Below are 17,466 nucleotides of genomic sequence, written 5' to 3' on the forward strand. Positions count from 1 at the left end.
ACATTTCTTATTGAGATTTGAAGTTTTTTACATATTTTTTACTTATCGAGTTCCTTGACTCAAAAAACGCCTTAAATAAAGGTTTTTATCCTTTTCATTCTGATTACAATTCCTCAGATTCACAAAAAAAGTTACGAATATTTTCATATTTTGAATTTGAATTGTGTTGACAGTTGGAAAAGATAGGGATAAAATGACTATTGTTTACTAGTAAACTTTTATGCTGTAACTTGCCTGATTTTGAGTACAAACCCTTGCCCTGCTTTAACAATTGAACAAATGCCACACCCCTTCATCATGACCCGCATCATCGCTGTATTCTTCTCGATTCATCACGAAGTGAGACCAGCCTATTCCCAGCTCGATAAGCCGCACGTATCCATCATTGATTGCAAATGAAGTCACTCTATGTCCGTTAAGGAGGAAATCAATGACAGAGCTTATAATGGAGAGCAAACACCAGCTATTCAAAACCGAAACTCTTACCCAAAACTGCAATGAAATATTAAAACGCAGACGCCATGTTCTCGTCGGCATCAGCCCGTTTAACAGCCGATTTTCCGAAGATTATATTCATCGGCTTATCGCCTGGGCCGTCCGTGAGTTTCAGAGTGTATCCGTGCTTTTGGCGGGAAAGGAAGCTGCCAACCTTCTCGAAGCGCTCGGCACCCCACATGGGAAGGCCGAACGGAAAGTCAGGAAAGAAGTCTCGCGGAACCGGAGATTCGCTGAAAAGGCGTTGGAAGCGCATGGCGGAAATCCCGAGGACATCCATACCTTTTCCGATTTCGCGAACCAGACCGCATACCGGAATTTGCGGATGGAAGTCGAAGCTGCCTTTTTCGACCAGACGCATTTTCGCAATGCCTGCCTGGAGATGTCGTATGCGGCTATCCTCGGACGGGCCCGGGGCACTCGGATGGATGTCGTGGAAGTCAGCGCAGACATGCTGGAGCTGGCTGTTGAATACGTCATCGCTGAACTTCCGTTTTTCATCGCCGCCCCTGATATTTTAGGCGTCGAAGAGACGCTTCTTGCTTATCACCGGCCATGGAAGCTCGGCGAACAGATCTCCCGTAATGAATTTGCCGTCAAAATGCGGCCGAATCAAGGATATCTCATGGTTTCCGAAGCGGACGAAAGGGTGGAATCTAAAAGCATGCAGGAGGAACGAGTATGAATCAATCGCTAAAAACATTCAGCGTGTTGTCAGAACAATATCACGAAAATCCGTATCAGTATTTCTCATACCTTCGGGAATCTGATCCCGTCCATTATGAAGAATCGCTGGACAGCTATTTTATCAGCCGCTACCAGGATGTGCGCCGCGTGCTCCAGAATCAGGACGTCTTTACAACGAAATCGCTTGCCAAACGGGCCGAGCCCGTCATGCGCGGACCTGTGCTCGCCCAAATGAAAGGCAAAGAGCACACGGCAAAAAGGAGAATCGTTCTGCGCCGCTTTATCGGGGAATCCCTTGATCACCTCACACCGCTCATCAAAGAAAATGCACAAAGGCTTTTGGCCCCGCACGTGGAGAAAGGGCGGATCGACCTTGTCAATGATTTCGGCAAAACATTCGCCGTTTGCGTGACGATGGACATTTTAGGTTTGGACAAGAACGACCACCAAACGGTGAGAAACTGGCACAGCGGCGTCGCCGATTTCATTACCAGTTTGAATCAGGCGCCTGAGGACCGGGAGCATTCCCTCAAATGCAGTGAACAGCTCGCTGAGTATTTGAATCCGATTATCGAGGAAAGGCGCAAAAATCCCGGACATGATTTAATATCCATCCTTTGCACTTCCGAATACGAGGGAGTGGCGATGTCTGACCGGGACATACGCGCGCTGATTCTCAATATATTGCTTGCCGCCACAGAACCGGCGGACAAGACGCTCGCATTAATGATTTATCATTTGCTTCATCATCCCGATCAGATGAATGATGTGCTGGAAGACCGCACGCTTCTCCCTCAGGCAATCGCAGAGACGCTGCGCTACAAGCCGCCGGTGCAGCTCATCCCGCGCCAGCTTTCACAAGACGCGGAGATTGGCGGAGTCGAGCTAAAAGAAGGGACGACTGTATTTTGCATGATAGGCGCGGCAAATCGCGATCCTGAAGCGTTCGAGGATCCCGACAAGTTCAACATTCACCGCAGCGACCTGGAAGTCAAAAGCGCATTCAGCGGCGCAGCCAGGCATCTCGCATTCGGTTCAGGCGTCCACAACTGTGTAGGAGCGGGGTTTGCGAAGACCGAAATCGAGCTTGTCGCAAATATCGTCCTTGATCAGCTGAAAAATATCCGGCTGGAGGAAGACTTCATTTACCGCGAGACAGGGCTTTACACACGCGGACCCGTCTCGCTCAACATCCGGTTTGATGCCAAACATTAATCTTGTGAAAAAGCCTTCTCCTCCCGGGAGGAGGCTTTTTCAATTGCTGCCTCACTGATCTTCGCCAGCTCTTCAATACCCTTCGTACCTTCGCTCGCGTGTGAAAGCTCGTGACATTGAACGATTTTAAAACCGTTCATTTTAAAAATCGCGATGATATCAATTCTCCCCCGGTCTCCATTCTTTTTGACAACCTTGACCGTATATCTGACTGCTGCGCTTTCGAGGCGCTCGTCAAACAAAAATTCATGAAAGGGCGACACCGTTATGGTGCGTGCAACGTTTTTCAGCGTCCGTATGTGATCTTTAAACTGCACAAGGTCAATGTGACTGCCGTCCGTGACTTGAACATAATCCTCGCTGAAATAATCGGCAATTTTTTCAGTATTCATTTCCGACACGATGTCCTGATACATGTTGCTTAAAAACTGTTGGGCTTCACTTTTATTCATTCGCTGCTCCTCTTGATTAAATGTGTTTTGACCATTCGTTTAAAAAGCGGATGACGGTTTGCAGCTCGGATTCGGAAAACCGATCAAACAGCTCGATGTAGCGCTGTTTTGCAATTTCATGCATCCTGTCATGAATGTCGGCCAGTTTTTTCCCCTCATCGGTTAATGTGTAATACAATTCTTTGTTGTTGTTCGGTTTTTTGTGCGATTCGATCATTCCGTGCTTTGTGAGCACATTGACCGCTTTTGTCACTGCCGCTTTTGAAATTTGGAGTTTTGCTGCCAGGAAAGCGTTGTTGACGTCTGCTTCGCTTTCGCTGATAAGCGAGATAATGTGAAGCTGGGTCAGGGTCCAATGCTTACGCATGCTTTCTTCTTCTTGAAAGGCTTCCTCTGCGAACGCCTGCTGTTCATGCTGAGCCCGCTTTTCTCTTTTGAGAATAAAATCCTGAACGGCTTGAAATGCCTGCTCATACGTCTTGTTTTCCACTGTCATCATTCCTTTTCACAATCATTAACCGGTTAACTATTAAATAGTTTACCAGTTAACAATAATTAAAGCAAGCAAAAAAAAGCATATGATGCAGAAAGATCCGCAGCATATGCTTGCCCTCATACTTGAGGAGATAGCACGTGCTTTTCAGTCCAAGCCAGAAGCTTCAGATCCTGTTTGCAGCCGGCGATAAATGAAAGCCCCAAAGGCTCGCCGTTTTTTGCCGGCAACGGGACGGTGATCTGCGGAAGCCCGCCGAGCCCGGCAATACACGTCAGTTTCATCGTGCGCGCCCTTCTCTCATTTAATTCGTTTTCCGGCAGACCACGGAGCGGCGGCGGGCCGGGGGCAGTCGGAATAACGAGCAAGCCGTCTTCTCCGAGCCATTCCGACAGTCTTTTTCTCGCCGCCTCTCTTTTCATAAACGCTTGCACATGATCGCTTATCACAAGGCTTGACGCCCATTCAAACCTTTCTGCGATTCCAGGGCCGAACACCGGATTTGTGCGCTCGATCCAAGCTCCGTGCTCCTCCCAAATCTCCAGTCCCTGCAGCACCCTGAACGTCTCCGCCCATTCCGCGAGGCCGCCGTCAGCGGCAACGCACCAGTCGAATTCGCCGTCAATCAGGCCTAATGCATAAGCGTATACTTGTGTCCGGTCGCTTTCTTCAAGCAGGCTCCACGCCTCTTTTTCAAAATAAACCCGGTTGAAACATGCCCCTGCCTCCTCCTGCCCGCTAAGCAGGACGCGGCCCGCCGCATGAAGGACTCCAATATCTTTTGACATCCATCCGACGGTGTCAAAACTCTTTGCCAGCGGTATGACACCATCAACCGACACCTCGCCGTGCGTCGGCCGAAACCCGAAAATTCCGCAGTATGAAGAAGGGATTCTGACAGATCCCCCGGTGTCTGTCCCGAGAGCGAAATCGGTCATCCCAGAGGCTGCCGCCACAGCCGATCCGCTTGAAGACCCTCCCGGAATTTTGTCCATGGCACAAGGATTGACGGGTGTACCATAATGGACATTTTCTCCGTCGAGGCTGTACATCAGCTCATCTGTGTGCGCAGCACCCTTAAGCCTTGCACCTTCCCGCAGCAGCAAGTCAACGGCTTCCGCGTTTTTTTCGGCAGGTTCGTGCGTCCTCAGCCAATCAGGGTTTCCCGCCGCATTAGCATGGCCCTCTACAGCAAACACATCCTTTACCGCAAACGAAAGTTTTTTCAAGCTTCCTTCAGCCGATGGCGGATCGACCGTCAGATCCCGGTTTATAAAAGCGCTCCAATCATGCTCCATTTTCAAAATCCCTCTATCAACTTTTGCTTCTAACGATAACCGGACGCCTCTTCAAAATGAACAAAGTTGTGACAAAATCTTCCGTTCCCTAATTTAAAAAGGCCTTTAGGTTTGTTCCTGTAGGCAAACAGGGTAAAATAAAGGGGTGTTGATTACATATTAAAAACAAACATGGGAGAGGAGAATGAAATGGTGGACAAGGTTCGCACAGGGATATTAGGATACGGTTTGTCCGGTTCGGTGTTTCATGCGCCTTTATTATCAGTGTTAGAAGATTATGAGATTCGAAAGGTTATGACTTCAAGGAAAGAACAAGTCAAACAGGACCTCCCCGAAGCAGAAGCGGTCAGTACGATCGAAGACATCACAAAAGATCCGGACATTGATCTCGTCATCGTGACCACGCCGAGCGGCCTTCATTACGAAATGGCGAAAGAGTGCATCCGCGCCGGAAAGCATGTCGTTCTTGAAAAGCCGATGACAGCAACAGCGGAAGAAGCGGAAGAGCTCATTAATGCCGCGAAAGAAAAAGGCGTGCTTCTCAGCGTGTATCACAACCGAAGATGGGATAACGACTTTTTGACGATCAAACAGCTCATCAAAGAGGGGCGCCTTGGAGAGGTCAACACATTCCACGCCTCCTACGACCGGTTCCGGCCGAATGTCAGACAGCGCTGGAGAGAACAGAAAGGACCGGGGTCAGGTGCACTGTACGATTTAGGTTCACACTTGATCGATCAGGCGCTTCATTTATTCGGCATGCCGAACGGCGTCACCGCTCAAGTGACCGCTCAGAGAGCCAATGCGGAAACAGACGATTACTTCCATGTCATCCTTCACTATGATCAGCGCCAAGTGATTCTCCACTCGGGCTCGATTGTTCCGGCCAACGGCCCCCGCTACCAAATCCACGGCTCAAAAGGAAGCTTTATTAAATACGGAATCGACGGCCAGGAGGATGCACTCAGAGCGGGTCATAAACCTGCAGGCGATGAGTGGGGAGCCGATCAACCCGAATATTACGGGGAACTGGCCACAGTCGAAGGCGACGAGATCAGGAAGGAAACCGTGGAAACGCTCCCGGGTTCATACTTAACTTATTACAAGCAGCTTGCTTCAAGTATTCTAGAAGGCGGCAGCTTGCCTGTCACGGCGGAAGAAGGACGCGACGTCATCCGAATCATCGAAGCTGCGCAAAAAAGCAGCGAAACGAATCAAACGGTGTTCTTAAACAAATAAAACAAAACCGCGGATATGATCCGCGGTTTTTTCAAAAAGTCCTGCCCAATTCTTTGGCTCGGACAATCGCATTTTGTTTTATTTCTTCAGCTTTATCAGGCTCAGCATTATGCCCTTCTATAAATAAGCCTTCAAATTCCGGAACCCCGAAAAACTGCATCATGATGCTGATATAGCGGTGCCCCATCTCAAGTTCCGCAGCCTGCCCTTCTGAATAGTAGCCGCCTCTCGCCTGGATGTGCAGCGCTTTTTTATCGGTTAACAGCCCGATCGGTCCCTGTTCGGTATATTTAAACGTCTTTCCCGCTACAGCGACCGCATCGAAGTACGCTTTCATCACCGGCGGAAAAGAGAAATTCCAAAGCGGCGTGACAAACACGTATTTGTCTCCCGCGATAAATTGCTCGCTCAGCTCATTCAAACGGCCGACTTTAGCTTTTTCGTGTTCAGAAAGCTGTTCAAAGCCCGACCCCGACTGCAATTTTCCCCAGCCGCTGAAAACATCCGCATCAATCTGCGGAATGTTTTCCCGATAAAGATCAAGGTGTATGACTTCGTCATCCGGATGAGCTTCTTTGTAAGATTCGATAAACGCTTTTCCTGCCGCCATGCTGTAGGATGCCCTTTCGTCATGCGGGTGAGCGGTAATGTAAAGGGTTTTTGTCATTTCTTTTGCTACCTGCCTTTTTGTATTGATATTGCTTAGTATGGGACGTTTTCAGGCAAATATTCTGGAAAAGCCGGAGCTTTCGCATAAAGTGCAGATGCTTTTTAATCTGATGTCCGATAAGGCTTTTGTTCGGCATCATGATCACCTGCTATATTTTCACTCTGCTTTCATTTCAGAATAAAAAAGGAACGCCCCGATTTTTCAGGTCAAGGCGTTCCTCCATTCAATCCGAAAGCCGACTCCCTTGCAGGAGCAAATGCAACTTCGATTTTTATATGTTACTTTTGTTTACAGCTTTTATGACTGCGCTGCATGTTCCTCTTCTTTCAGCTTTTCGAGTCTCTCTTGCACCTCTTCTTCTGAAAGGCCGTGCTCTTTGACATACAGGTTGCGCGGATGAACCCGGCACTCGTGCGTGCAGCCCCGCAAATAGCGGTGCTCATTTTCTTCAGAGCAGATGATCTGCTTGTTGCATTCCGGGTTTGCGCAGTTGACATAGCGCTCGCAAGGCTCGCCGGTGAAATAATCTTTTCCGACAATGACGTGCTCTTTCTGATTGACCGGAACGCTGATTCTTTCATCGAAAACATAGCATTTCCCGTCCCACAGTTCACCTTGAACTTCAGGGTCTTTTCCGTACGTTACAATACCGCCGTGAAGCTGGGACACGTCTTCAAATCCTTCTTTTTTCAGCCATCCTGAAAATTTTTCGCAGCGGATTCCGCCCGTGCAGTAAGTCAATATTTTCTTGCCTTCGAGCTTTTCTTTGTTATCGCGGATCCACTCAGGTAATTCGCGGAACGCTTTAATGTCCGGTCTGATCGCGCCGCGGAAGTGCCCCAAATCGTACTCATAGTCGTTCCGTGCGTCGACGACAATCGTATCTTCCTGCTGCATCGCCTCATAAAATTCTTTTGGCTCCAGGTATTTTCCTGTTAATTCGTTCGGATCGATATCATCTTCCAGGCGGAGCGTCACCAGCTCATCGCGATGGCGGACATGCATTTTTTTGAAAGCGTGCCCTTCTGATTCATCGATTTTAAATACCATATCTTCAAAGCGGGGATCGCTTTTCATTTCACTCATATAGCGGTCTGTCTGCTCTATGGTTCCTGACACGGTTCCGTTTATTCCTTCACCCGCCACAAGGATGCGCCCCTTCAGCCCCAAATCTTTGCAGAACTTGAGGTGATCTTCGGCAAATTGCTCAGGGTTATCGATATGAACATATTTATAATACAACAATACTCGGTATTGATTCTTCATGATACTTTACCACCTATCTGATGCATGTTTTTATAAGATGAAAATGGAATATCCGTCCATTTACATAATCAAACCATCATTCATATTAAAACAAACCATCACCATGATTTCAATGAAGCAGCTTGAACATTCCATTAATCAAATGTTAGAAATTTTAACACTTCCGGCGGCTTTACGCAAGCAAAACAGCTTAGATTAAAGGACTTTCAGTAATTCTGTTATAAACTCCCAAAAACCAGGCACCTCTTGGCATAAAAGCATCTCCGCTTTTTCGCAAATCTTCATCTTCAGCTCCTGTTCAAGATCCTCCCTCTCTTGATAGGATGTGTTGTTTAATTTGCTTTTGATCATCGGTGTGAAATTTTCCAGCAATTTCTCAATCTCTTTTTCATCGTGCAGACTCACTGTTATCATTCCCCTCTGCTTTAGAATTCAGCAGCTCTCTTATCTTTTCGAGTGCCCTTTTATGAATTTTTGAAATATTTTGCCTTGATTCTCCCAAAGAGTCAGCAATTTCCTGCATGGATACCCCATGAATATAAATTTGTGCAAGCACTTTTTTCTGCTTGTCCGTCAATTGCAAAAACGCTTCATAAAGCATCGGGTCTTGCAGGTGTTCGCTTAATTCCTCTTCCTGTTCCAAGACATCGTCTAACAGATCCCCTCGGGGCGGCTCGGGCAGATTCGGACTTTCGTCGATCATCAATGGAAAACGCTCTCGGTTTTTCCGGACTCTTTTATCAAAGTCGACGGAGAAAATCCGGATCATCGAGTTGATGTATTTAATCATGCGGATGTTTTTGTAAAATCGCTTAAATTCACGATCGAGACACTCTGCCTCTTCAGAATCCGGATGTTCCAACACGTGGTTGAAAAGCCGCTCATACCTTGGGTTGCTCAAAAAATGCTTCACAAGCGGATGCCTTGTGATCTCCTTGATTTTCGCACGCAGTAACGTTTGATCAATCATAAAAACCGCCTCCTATTTATTTAGATGAAAGAAATGAAAAAAAAGTAAACACATCTCTTCTATTAACATGCAAACATAAGTTCCCATTCAGAGAAAATAGTTCTTTGCTTACATTTTTCAAACTTTCGTCACTTCTTAACATAGGAGGTGGTAAGAATGGACAGCGCATTCATTGAGGAAGCAGCGAAACAAATCGGCAATGTCGGCTTTCCAGCTGTATTGGCAATTTACTTGCTCACTCGTTTTGAAAAGAAAATCGATGAACTGATCGAGCTGATCAAAGAAAAAAATGAAACCGATGATTGACATCGGCCTCACTTTTTTCACTTAACATGACAGAAGGGGAAAACGAAAGGCCTTTCAGCTCTCCTTTACATTTTTAGAAAGAGGGGATATCACATGGAAAAAAACAAACAAATTCCACAGCCGATCAGAGGAGAAAAAGGAGCGGAAACGAAAATTCCGCACAACGTTGAGCGCGACCGCCAAAACCCGGACATGCTCGTACCGCCTGAAACCGACCACGGAACGGTGCCAAACATGAAATTTTCATTTTCCGATGTCCACAACCGTCTTGAAAAAGGCGGATATGCACGGGAAGTCACAGTTCGCGAGCTGCCGATTTCAGACAAGCTTGCTTCTGTCAACATGAGGCTGAAACCTGGGGCCATCAGGGAGCTGCACTGGCATAAGGAAGCCGAATGGGCGTATATGCTGTACGGAAAAGCACGGATTACGTCTGTTGACCAAGACGGCAGAAACTTTATTGAAGATGTGAAAGAAGGAGATCTCTGGTACTTCCCGTCAGGTCTGCCGCATTCAATTCAAGCACTTGAAGACGGATGCGAATTCCTGCTTGTCTTCGATGACGGCTCCTTCTCTGAAAACAGCACCTTCCAGGTGACAGATTGGCTGGCCCATACGCCTGATGAGGTGATTGCCGCAAACTTCGGCATTTCAAAAGACGTCGTCGCCTCTCTTCCAGTTGAAGAAAAGTATATTTTCCAAGAAGCGATCCCTGGCTGTCTTGAGAAAGACAAAGTTGAAAGCCCGAACGGAACGGTACCTCTATCTTTCAGCTACAATTTGCTTGAACAGGAACCGATTGTATCCAGCGGAGGGAAAGTATGGATTGCCGATTCCACGAACTTCAAAGCATCGAAAACGATCGCTTCTGCGTTAGTGGAAGTCGAACCTGGAGGCATCCGGGAGCTGCACTGGCATCCGAATACAGACGAATGGCAGTATTACATTTCCGGACAAGCGAAAATGACGGTTTTCGCTGCCGACGGGCATGCCAGAACATTTAATTACCAGGCCGGAGATGTCGGCTATGTGCCGTTCGCAATGGGACACTACGTCCAAAATACAGGAGATGAGCCGCTTCGGTTCCTCGAAATTTTCAAAGACGACCACTATGCTGACGTTTCGTTAAACCAATGGCTCGCGCTTGTTCCGGAAGAGCTTGTCCGCCAGCACCTTGACGTCGGCAGCGAATTTACAAAAATGCTCTCTAAAGAAAAGCATCCTGTCGTCAAATTTGATAAGAAATAACCAGCCAGGCTTGCAGGAGACATATCCTGCAGGCCTTTGGCGCTTGTGTACATATTTTAAAGGAGTTGTGTCATGAAACATTTCATTATTTGCTGCATATCGGTTATATTCGTTTTTTTCGCCCACTTTCTCGGCATTTCGATACTGTTTCATCTGTCGGGCGCGTTTTACCAAACAGTCGGATCATTGCTGCTGTTTACGCTTTGTTATACCGGACTGACCTTTGTCCTGGAACCGGCTGAAAAGGTGCTCATCCACAGTATGAAACTGCTGGGCATCAATCGGCGGATCACGGTTTTTGCCGCTGAAATGATCACGATCGGATGTTTATGGGCCGCCATTTATACCGCGGACGAATTGCTGGACGACGTTCTGCTGACAACCTCGGCGGAAATCATGATTGCCGTTTCGTTTTTTACAATTGATAAAATCCTTTATCCGCGGCAGAGGTCCGGTTCGCTCTTATATTGACGATCCATTTTAAACCGAATTTTTTCATTGCAGGACTCAATGATTTGCAACAATGTTATATACTGGATTTGCAGTGATTAAAAGGAGGTTTTGTTCATGAATAAGGTTCTTTTCAGACCCGGCATGTCGATCAAAGAAATTGGCGAACAGTTGCAAGGCTATATCGCCGCAAATTGGAAACAAACGCTTGACGATCATCGCGAAGCTCTTTTAAAGGTGTTTCCCGAATTGGAAGACGCGACTTACGGGGTCTACCTGGACCACCTGCTGCCTCCTGTATTTGAAAGTCTCGAACAGTCCGGCTTTACAACGATTCAAAATGCGGGAAAAGGCGATTTTTTTATCGGAAAGGGCTTGAACTTTAGACAGTCCATGGAAAAATGGGGAGCTGACAACTGCCGCTCACGTGTGTTTTGGGTTGTCATCTCCGATCAGCAAAAACAGCCGGCCGGGACGCTGCTCTTTGACTTTTATCACTCTCACGCCGGATTTGATGTCCCCCTCTCCCCGCGGATTTACACGTTGGAAGAAACGGAGAGAGACCGAATTGTTGCTCACATAAAACAGATAAAGGAGAACTAGCTTATTTCGACCCACAAAGTCATAAGCTGCAGCCGCTGGGTATTCCAGCGGTTTTTTTATTTACACTAAATGCAGCCAAGGAATTTTTGCAACCAATCAAACCACACATTCGTTTATGTATAAGACCAATATCTTACATAAGGGAGAAACTCATGAGAACTTTCGAAGTGTTGACACTCCTGTCTTTTGTCATGCTGTTTCAGCAAAAAATGCCGGGAAAGCTTGCGGCGGCAGCCGGATTTGTGAGTATTGGCGTGTTGGCGGACTTGCAGCTTTATTCAAAACTTTTGAAGCAGCTCGGCATGACGGGCGACATCGACGGCGAACGAAGCGCGGATATCGTGAACCGGTACGTTTTGGATTTTTCAACAAGCATTTAAAAGAAACCGGTGGTAATCTTGTACCTGCCAACAAAACTGGTATGTACCAAGGTCGTCAGGTTACTGTAACAGAGCACGTCCTTGGAGGATATAGAAAAGGCGGGAAATCCAACAGCCCATATACAAGTTTTACAATAAATCAAAAGGTTGCAAAGGGCTACGGTAAAAATACAATAGAACTCGACATATCTGCTCTCCGTAAAGCCATCAGGTCTGGTGAAGTGAAGGATATTGTAATTTTATCTCCTAAACAAATCGAAAGGTTAATCAAAAATGATACTCGCCAGTCTGAACACTGGAAAAACAAAGCTTTAAAATGGACTCAAAGGGACACTGAATACTTTGTAAAAGGTGAGGTTCCAAAACAATTTATCAAACTACATCCGAAGGAGTGATAGATATGCTTCTATATTATAAAAATGAATGCTTGGGTGAAATAAAAGGCGCTACTGTTGAAGGTGTCTGGATGTATGGAACAATCATTCCTAATGAAAACATGGAAAAGTTCAAAGATTTCTTTAAGGCTGTAGTAAACGAGGATGACCCTTTTGCCATTGAACAGTATAGTGAAGAATGGTTAGATGATGAAAATTGGTTTATTATTGATGAAAAGCAAAAAAAGGTAGGTATATCCCTTCCAGGGATTTACGAAAATGATAATGAAATAAATTGGAGATGGAGATAAGAAGGCCCCTTTTTAGAGGCCTTTTTTTATTACTTCAGTAAGGATTCGAGTTTTGCTTTCGTTTTCGGTCCGTAAATACCGTCGGCAGAAAGCCTGTGCATAAGCTGGAACCGTTTGACCGCGTTCGCCGTTTTCGGCCCGTAATAGCCACCTATGCCGTTATTCTTCGCCCCTTTGTCTGGATAGAAATAGAGGGCAGCTAAAGCCTCCTGAATCTGCCGGACGGCCGTCCCTTTCATCAGTGGGCTTTTTACCTTATAGATGCCAGACCGCAGCGTGCAGGATGATTTTTTGCCGCTTGAAGAAGGCTTTTTCTATTCCGCTGCAAGAGCTTGCAATATGGGAACGTCCTTGAATTATTATGCCAGTAACCAAACGTTTTTCTCATGATATGAGGACCGATGACCCGACATATTCCGCAGTATCATTCATATGTTCATTAAGCGATTCCCCGCTCTTGCACAAACAACAAAAACTCCCCAAAAAACAAAAAAACCACCATCATATGTATGGTGGAGACGGTGGGAGTCGGATAGATAAGTTTTACATCGGTTTAGTAATAAGCGAAAAGGCTTTGTATCAAGGGTTTTATGTTTATCAGTTTTCCTTGGATAAGTATAAAATTATAATGCGATCTTGCCATTTTCTTGCCACGAAAAAGTAGTGATAAGAGGATGACCTAACAGACCATGAGGTCATCCACTTTTAATAAAAAGAAAAAAGGACGAGGGAAAATGAGTATCAACAAAATCAGATCAGCACTGTATAAGTCAGCTAAAATTTTAGGAGATGTTAACGCGGCGAAAAATGGAACGCTAGGGAAACGAATGGCCCGCCGAGCTGCAGGAAAAACAGCCGGCAAAATATTGGGCAAGCTGTTCAAGTAAAACTATGTAGAAAATCCCCCTCATTTGTTTTAAAATGTAAATGTTCGTTTTAAACAAGAGGGGGATCATAATGAAAAAGATATTACTGGTTTTATTTTTGGTGTTAGCAGGATGCAGCAGTGCACCACAAAATAAAACTGACGACCAGACAGCTGCAGCTGAAGAGAAGACAGAAACCACCGAAGCAAAGAGTGATTTTGGTTTTACTCTAAATGAATTTATTGATGAATATAATAAACACATTGATAATGGTATCTATGACGGTAAGGAAAAAATCCCTTCCCACCTTCAAAAAGATGAGGACTTTTTCAAGATTGATGGTGGGAGCTATGTTCACATTTTAGCCAAAGAAGCTGATAATGATGAAAAGCATAAAGGTTATATCTTATCAAGCATACATAATAAAGATAAAGAGCTTGCAGGTATTGACCTTCGCGTATACACCACTGTTGATAAAGACAAAGTTATGAATTGGTCAAGTACGGGGACTCTCGCAGTGTATAGATTACTGGATACTTTAAATTTTGAAGAAGAGACTTTAGAGGCTGCTCTCAAGGAGGCTAATCCAAATTACACAACCTCCAATAAAATTTGTAAACTTACACTTAAAATCCAGCTTAATAAAAATTCTATTTTGATTGAAATTCGCCCACCAAAATAAAAAGCCTTCTTTTTAAAGAGGGCTTTACTTTGGATGGGTTATTTTTCTTGTTGAGAACAGAACAAATGTTCCCTTATAATCATCTCAAGGAGATGAACACCATGAAAGATGACAACTTGAAAGATCGGGGATCAATCAAATGGACGGCCATGATGCTGCCGGAGCATGTCGGCCTTCTTCGCGAATTAGAAAGCAGACAAAACAAAGTGAAAAGACCGGTTCTTGACCTTTCTCAGATCGAAGATATGGAAATGATCATAAGTGAAGCAATGGAGTTTAATCATCCAGTTCAGTTTTCTGTATTTAAGCCGCTGCCAATGCTTAACGGACCCGAAACCGGGGAGATCGTTCAAATAGAGGGCCATATCCATTACATAAATCAACTTCGCTAGCTGTTCCATGTTGTGGATTCAAAAGGAGACATTAATTCCATTAAATTTGAAGATGTTGTTGGAATAGAAATGAAACGGCCATAAGATTTTCAGCAAAGCATAAGCCTAGAGATAAGAAGAAAAAAGCCCGAGACAAAGAATGTCTCACGATTCACAAACCATGATTAATGATTCTTGCCTACATCACCCGTTTAAAATAGCATTTCGTGGACATTCGTTTCCTTTCAATTTTTAAACCACATAAGATTTTTTATTAACGTCATCTCTTCTTATTTTCATACTTTTTTAACGTGTTTTGAAAAATTTGTGGGGATTTTGGTGATCACGCTTAAATATGTGGTCAAAAAAGCGCTATTGAATGGTACATCTGATGACTTCTGAATGAAAATGATGATTGTTGGCAGGGTTAGACAACAATCCGCCAACAGTTTTCCACTAAAACATGTAGTCACTAATACATTCAAAATGTATTTACAGAATGCTGAAATCATTTATTCTTTATCAAAAGAAGAATGTATATGATCTTCATATGTATCTATATAGATATTTCCATCAGGTGATAATACTGCATAAAAAACTTCATCTGTGGATAGACCACGCTTTTTCATCTCAGATTGTAACCATGCCTGAGTGAGTTGATTATCTTTCAAGTTTTCATTCTTCATTTTCCCATCCATGATTAATTCAATCGGGAGTTTTCCTTCTGGCGTAGTGGCAACCCACAAATCCTTTTTTGTCACATTTCGGAATTGTGGTTTTTTTAATACTGTTAAGGTCCCATTTGTTTCAACAATGGCATAGAGTACTTCTTCGATTTTGAATACATTCTTTTCTCTAAGTTGTTGATTCAAATAATCAATTGTATAACGCATTTTTCGCATGTTGTGTTCAAGAACTTTTCCATTTTGAATCACAACAGTTGGATCACCGGCAAAAAATTTGCGGCCTTTTTGACTCCAAAGGGATATATACGCAGTGGCTAAGATCACAAAAACAAATATAAAAAAAGCCAGTACCATGTGATGAATTTTAAGAGAGGTATTAAAAGCCAGATTTGCAGTAATAGCGCCTAATGTAATTGATGCAATAAAATCAAAGATATTCATTTGTGAAATTGTTTGTTTTCCCAACAATCTTGATCCTACCAATAAAATACCAAAGGCAAGAATCGATCGAAGGATTACTTCAATATGTTCACTCATAGATTTCACCAACTTATTGTATCGTCTAAAAACATTATAGACAAAAGAGATCTTATATATACTGAAATAATGGTTAGACACATATACATGCACTCATTGTTGTATTAGGCATATGCTACATTACTAAATACCGCAAATAGGACGGTGAAATTGGTGTACCCTTATCCTGTTTATAATCCTTATATAAGGAATAGTGATGATTTTCGTATGCCTCCCGACAGAAAACTAATTAATGACATTCACAAGGCAATTAACGGAGAGCATAGCGCCATTCTCTGCTATAAGCAAATAGCCGAAAATGCCCCCACAGAAGATATAAGAAAACAAATACTTGAAATTAGACAAGATGAGCAACGACATTTTGAAGAGTTTAGCAGAATTTTCACTAACCTGACAGGCAAAAAGCCAATCCCCATAATCATAGAAGAATGCCCTAAAAAGTATAGAACAAGTCTAGAGTCTGCTTTTAAAGATGAGCAGGAGACAGTCGATTTTTATTTAGATTTAGCAGACCGAATACAAAATCAGTCAATTAAAAAGGTTTTTCAGCGTGCAGCAGCTGATGAACAAAATCATGCTGTATGGTTCTTATTTTTTTTAAATACATCGTCTACACAACAAACACGTCAAGTTAATTATGGGGCAAAAGGAGCGTTAAATTCCGGTAGGCTCACCTTACCTCAAATGCTTACCTTTGCCATTCAGGATGAGTACTTAGCTCAAGCAAGATACAATGAAATTCTAAGAAACTTCGGGGATATTCGAACCTTTGTCCAAATTAAAGAAGCCGAATTACGGCATATCAATGCATTACTTTCTCTTTTTGAACGATACCAAGTACAGATACCTAAAGACACCTCTCAATTATATGTCACTACATCAGTAACCCTTAAGGATGCATATGCTTCTGGGGTACAAGGAGAAATTGATAATATCGCCATGTATAACAAGTTTCTAACTTTTGATCTTCCAGCAGATGCAAGAACAGTTTTTACTCAATTACGCAACGCATCACTAAATCATTTAGAGGCTTTCCGAAGAGGTCTTGAGAGAAATTAAACTTTATGAATTGATCTTGCAAAAAGAACATATCAATTTTAAAAGTGCATAGGCAAACACCATTGACTTTGAACAAAAATTGGTATCTAAGTACATTCCCTGAGCATAATGCATAGGATTAATTCATATAAAGCTTTGAAGGGATTGAGAAAAAAATGTATTATGTTCCTCATATGTATCCATATCAATATTCTTATCCTTATTATGTTAATGTGCCAATGTACAACTGTAGAAGACAGTCAGTTCACCGGACTGTTCCTAGTGAAGTAGAGCATGCAAACAAATTAAGTTCTGTTCGCTCATCCAAAGGTAGTAACAGCATTTTGTTAAAGGATTATGGACCAGAAGCGTTTGTGGTTAATATCAATGAAGCTACGAAGCAAAATAATACGTACCGTACCGCTTTATGGACAGGAACTCATTTGCAAGTCACCTTAATGAGTCTCAATGTTGGAGAAGATATTGGTTTGGAAATGCACCCTAACGTTGATCAATTCTTACGTGTTGAACAAGGTCAGGGAATCGTTCAAATGGGCAAGAATAAAGACCATTTAAATTTCAAAAGAAATGTCTATGATGATTCTGCAATCATAATACCCGCTGGAACATGGCACAATCTAACCAATACAGGTAGAATCCCGCTAAAACTATACTCCATATATGCTCCTCCTAACCATCCATTTGGTACTGTTCATGTTACTAAAGGAGATGCATTAGCTTCAGAAGAAGAATACGGTCATGGCAATTGAAATAGTATGCTTGGCATAACTCCAATAAGTTGATACAGAAAACAGATCTTTTCAGAAAT

General features: G+C 43.7%; 21 protein-coding genes and 3 pseudogenes. 15 read left to right on the forward strand and 9 right to left on the reverse strand.

The window, feature by feature from the left end:
• Nucleotides 1–430: 430 nt before the first annotated feature.
• Together MKY62_RS17705 and MKY62_RS17710 are read left to right on the forward strand one after the other, a co-directional pair.
• On the forward strand, nt 431–1,180 hold the full coding sequence (locus tag MKY62_RS17705; RefSeq protein ID WP_003185269.1) for a tRNA-dependent cyclodipeptide synthase: 750 nt from the start codon (nt 431–433) through the stop codon (nt 1,178–1,180).
• A complete protein-coding gene (locus MKY62_RS17710) occupies nt 1,177–2,397 on the forward strand; it encodes a cytochrome P450, cyclodipeptide synthase-associated (RefSeq protein ID WP_003185271.1) in 1,221 nt (406 codons plus the stop codon). The genes MKY62_RS17705 and MKY62_RS17710 overlap by 4 nt, the downstream gene beginning before the upstream one ends.
• Here the strand turns inward: MKY62_RS17710 and MKY62_RS17715 are convergent.
• The 3 genes from MKY62_RS17715 to MKY62_RS17725 all read right to left on the reverse strand — a co-directional run bounded on the left by MKY62_RS17715 (nt 2,394) and on the right by MKY62_RS17725 (nt 4,640).
• Nucleotides 2,394–2,849, reverse strand: a complete 456-nt coding sequence (locus MKY62_RS17715) for a nuclear transport factor 2 family protein (protein ID WP_003185273.1) — start codon at nt 2,847–2,849, stop codon at nt 2,394–2,396. The two genes, MKY62_RS17710 and MKY62_RS17715, sit on opposite strands and share 4 nt — an antisense overlap.
• Nucleotides 2,850–2,865: 16 nt before the next feature.
• Complete coding sequence (locus tag MKY62_RS17720) at nt 2,866–3,339, reverse strand: MarR family transcriptional regulator (protein ID WP_003185275.1); 474 nt, start codon at nt 3,337–3,339, stop codon at nt 2,866–2,868.
• 122 nt (nt 3,340–3,461) lie between these two features.
• A complete protein-coding gene (locus MKY62_RS17725) occupies nt 3,462–4,640 on the reverse strand; it encodes an amidase (protein WP_003185277.1) in 1,179 nt (392 codons plus the stop codon).
• A 189-nt stretch (nt 4,641–4,829) separates the two neighbouring features.
• Here MKY62_RS17725 and MKY62_RS17730 point away from each other — a divergent pair, with 189 nt between their 5' ends.
• Nucleotides 4,830–5,879 (forward strand): oxidoreductase, encoded by a 1,050-nt coding sequence (locus MKY62_RS17730; protein WP_003185279.1) that lies wholly within the window; start codon nt 4,830–4,832, stop codon nt 5,877–5,879.
• A 31-nt stretch (nt 5,880–5,910) separates the two neighbouring features.
• Here MKY62_RS17730 and MKY62_RS17735 read toward each other — a convergent pair whose 3' ends face one another.
• The 4 genes from MKY62_RS17735 to MKY62_RS17750 all read right to left on the reverse strand — a co-directional run bounded on the left by MKY62_RS17735 (nt 5,911) and on the right by MKY62_RS17750 (nt 8,785).
• Complete coding sequence (locus tag MKY62_RS17735) at nt 5,911–6,546, reverse strand: FMN-dependent NADH-azoreductase (protein ID WP_003185281.1); 636 nt, start codon at nt 6,544–6,546, stop codon at nt 5,911–5,913.
• A 300-nt stretch (nt 6,547–6,846) separates the two neighbouring features.
• A complete protein-coding gene (locus MKY62_RS17740; RefSeq protein WP_003185283.1) occupies nt 6,847–7,815 on the reverse strand; it encodes a rhodanese-related sulfurtransferase in 969 nt (322 codons plus the stop codon).
• A gap of 195 nt (nt 7,816–8,010) precedes the next feature.
• On the reverse strand, nt 8,011–8,220 hold the full coding sequence (gene rsoA, locus MKY62_RS17745) for a sigma-O factor regulator RsoA (protein ID WP_003185286.1): 210 nt from the start codon (nt 8,218–8,220) through the stop codon (nt 8,011–8,013).
• On the reverse strand, nt 8,204–8,785 hold the full coding sequence (locus tag MKY62_RS17750; protein WP_003185288.1) for a sigma-70 family RNA polymerase sigma factor: 582 nt from the start codon (nt 8,783–8,785) through the stop codon (nt 8,204–8,206). The genes rsoA and MKY62_RS17750 overlap by 17 nt, the downstream gene beginning before the upstream one ends.
• Nucleotides 8,786–8,941: 156 nt before the next feature.
• Between MKY62_RS17750 and MKY62_RS17755 the strand changes: the two genes are divergently transcribed.
• The 7 genes and pseudogenes from MKY62_RS17755 (at nt 8,942) to MKY62_RS17785 (ending at nt 12,457) form a co-directional block, all read left to right on the forward strand.
• On the forward strand, nt 8,942–9,091 hold the full coding sequence (locus MKY62_RS17755; RefSeq protein ID WP_003185290.1) for a YvrJ family protein: 150 nt from the start codon (nt 8,942–8,944) through the stop codon (nt 9,089–9,091).
• A 93-nt stretch (nt 9,092–9,184) separates the two neighbouring features.
• Nucleotides 9,185–10,339 (forward strand): oxalate decarboxylase family bicupin, encoded by a 1,155-nt coding sequence (locus tag MKY62_RS17760; protein ID WP_003185292.1) that lies wholly within the window; start codon nt 9,185–9,187, stop codon nt 10,337–10,339.
• Nucleotides 10,340–10,411: 72 nt separating this feature from the next.
• Nucleotides 10,412–10,810, forward strand: a complete 399-nt coding sequence (locus MKY62_RS17765) for a YrvL family regulatory protein (RefSeq protein WP_003185294.1) — start codon at nt 10,412–10,414, stop codon at nt 10,808–10,810.
• 96 nt (nt 10,811–10,906) lie between these two features.
• Nucleotides 10,907–11,392, forward strand: a complete 486-nt coding sequence (locus MKY62_RS17770; protein WP_003185296.1) for a DUF6022 family protein — start codon at nt 10,907–10,909, stop codon at nt 11,390–11,392.
• Between the two features lie 152 nt (nt 11,393–11,544).
• Nucleotides 11,545–11,772 (forward strand): hypothetical protein, encoded by a 228-nt coding sequence (locus tag MKY62_RS17775; RefSeq protein ID WP_003185298.1) that lies wholly within the window; start codon nt 11,545–11,547, stop codon nt 11,770–11,772.
• Nucleotides 11,766–12,167: pseudogene (locus MKY62_RS17780) on the forward strand (hypothetical protein); the annotation flags it as partial. The gene MKY62_RS17775 and the pseudogene MKY62_RS17780, both read left to right, overlap by 7 nt.
• 5 nt (nt 12,168–12,172) lie before the next feature.
• On the forward strand, nt 12,173–12,457 hold the full coding sequence (locus tag MKY62_RS17785) for a hypothetical protein (RefSeq protein ID WP_003185302.1): 285 nt from the start codon (nt 12,173–12,175) through the stop codon (nt 12,455–12,457).
• 29 nt (nt 12,458–12,486) lie between these two features.
• Here MKY62_RS17785 and MKY62_RS17790 read toward each other — a convergent pair.
• A pseudogene (locus MKY62_RS17790) lies at nt 12,487–12,792 on the reverse strand (peptidoglycan-binding domain-containing protein); the annotation flags it as partial.
• 399 nt (nt 12,793–13,191) lie between these two features.
• Between MKY62_RS17790 and MKY62_RS17795 the strand changes: the two are divergent.
• From MKY62_RS17795 to MKY62_RS17805, 3 genes and pseudogenes are all read left to right on the forward strand, one after another.
• Nucleotides 13,192–13,344, forward strand: a complete 153-nt coding sequence (locus tag MKY62_RS17795) for a hypothetical protein (RefSeq protein WP_011198291.1) — start codon at nt 13,192–13,194, stop codon at nt 13,342–13,344.
• 70 nt (nt 13,345–13,414) lie between these two features.
• Entirely contained in the window at nt 13,415–14,005 is a 591-nt protein-coding gene (locus MKY62_RS17800; protein ID WP_003185308.1) for a hypothetical protein, read from the forward strand.
• Nucleotides 14,006–14,106: 101 nt separating this feature from the next.
• Nucleotides 14,107–14,481: pseudogene (locus MKY62_RS17805) on the forward strand (YolD-like family protein).
• A 407-nt stretch (nt 14,482–14,888) separates the two neighbouring features.
• On the opposite strand, the gene MKY62_RS17810 reads toward MKY62_RS17805, so the two are convergent.
• The gene (locus MKY62_RS17810; protein ID WP_003185310.1) at nt 14,889–15,599 is read right to left on the reverse strand and encodes a DUF421 domain-containing protein; all 711 of its coding nucleotides are present in this window, start codon (nt 15,597–15,599) and stop codon (nt 14,889–14,891) included.
• 207 nt (nt 15,600–15,806) lie between these two features.
• Here MKY62_RS17810 and MKY62_RS17815 point away from each other — a divergent pair, with 207 nt between their 5' ends.
• Together MKY62_RS17815 and MKY62_RS17820 are read left to right on the forward strand one after the other, a co-directional pair.
• Nucleotides 15,807–16,658, forward strand: coding sequence for a ferritin family protein (locus MKY62_RS17815; RefSeq protein ID WP_035334177.1), 852 nt, complete (start codon nt 15,807–15,809; stop codon nt 16,656–16,658).
• 155 nt (nt 16,659–16,813) lie between these two features.
• Nucleotides 16,814–17,407: a cupin domain-containing protein gene (locus MKY62_RS17820; protein ID WP_003185315.1), complete on the forward strand. Its 594-nt coding sequence runs from the start codon at nt 16,814–16,816 to the stop codon at nt 17,405–17,407.
• The last annotated feature ends 59 nt before the right edge of the window (nt 17,408–17,466 follow it).

It is taken from the genome of Bacillus sp. FSL R7-0646, from assembly GCF_037969865.1.
Classification (GTDB): Bacteria; Bacillota; Bacilli; order Bacillales; family Bacillaceae; genus Bacillus; species Bacillus licheniformis.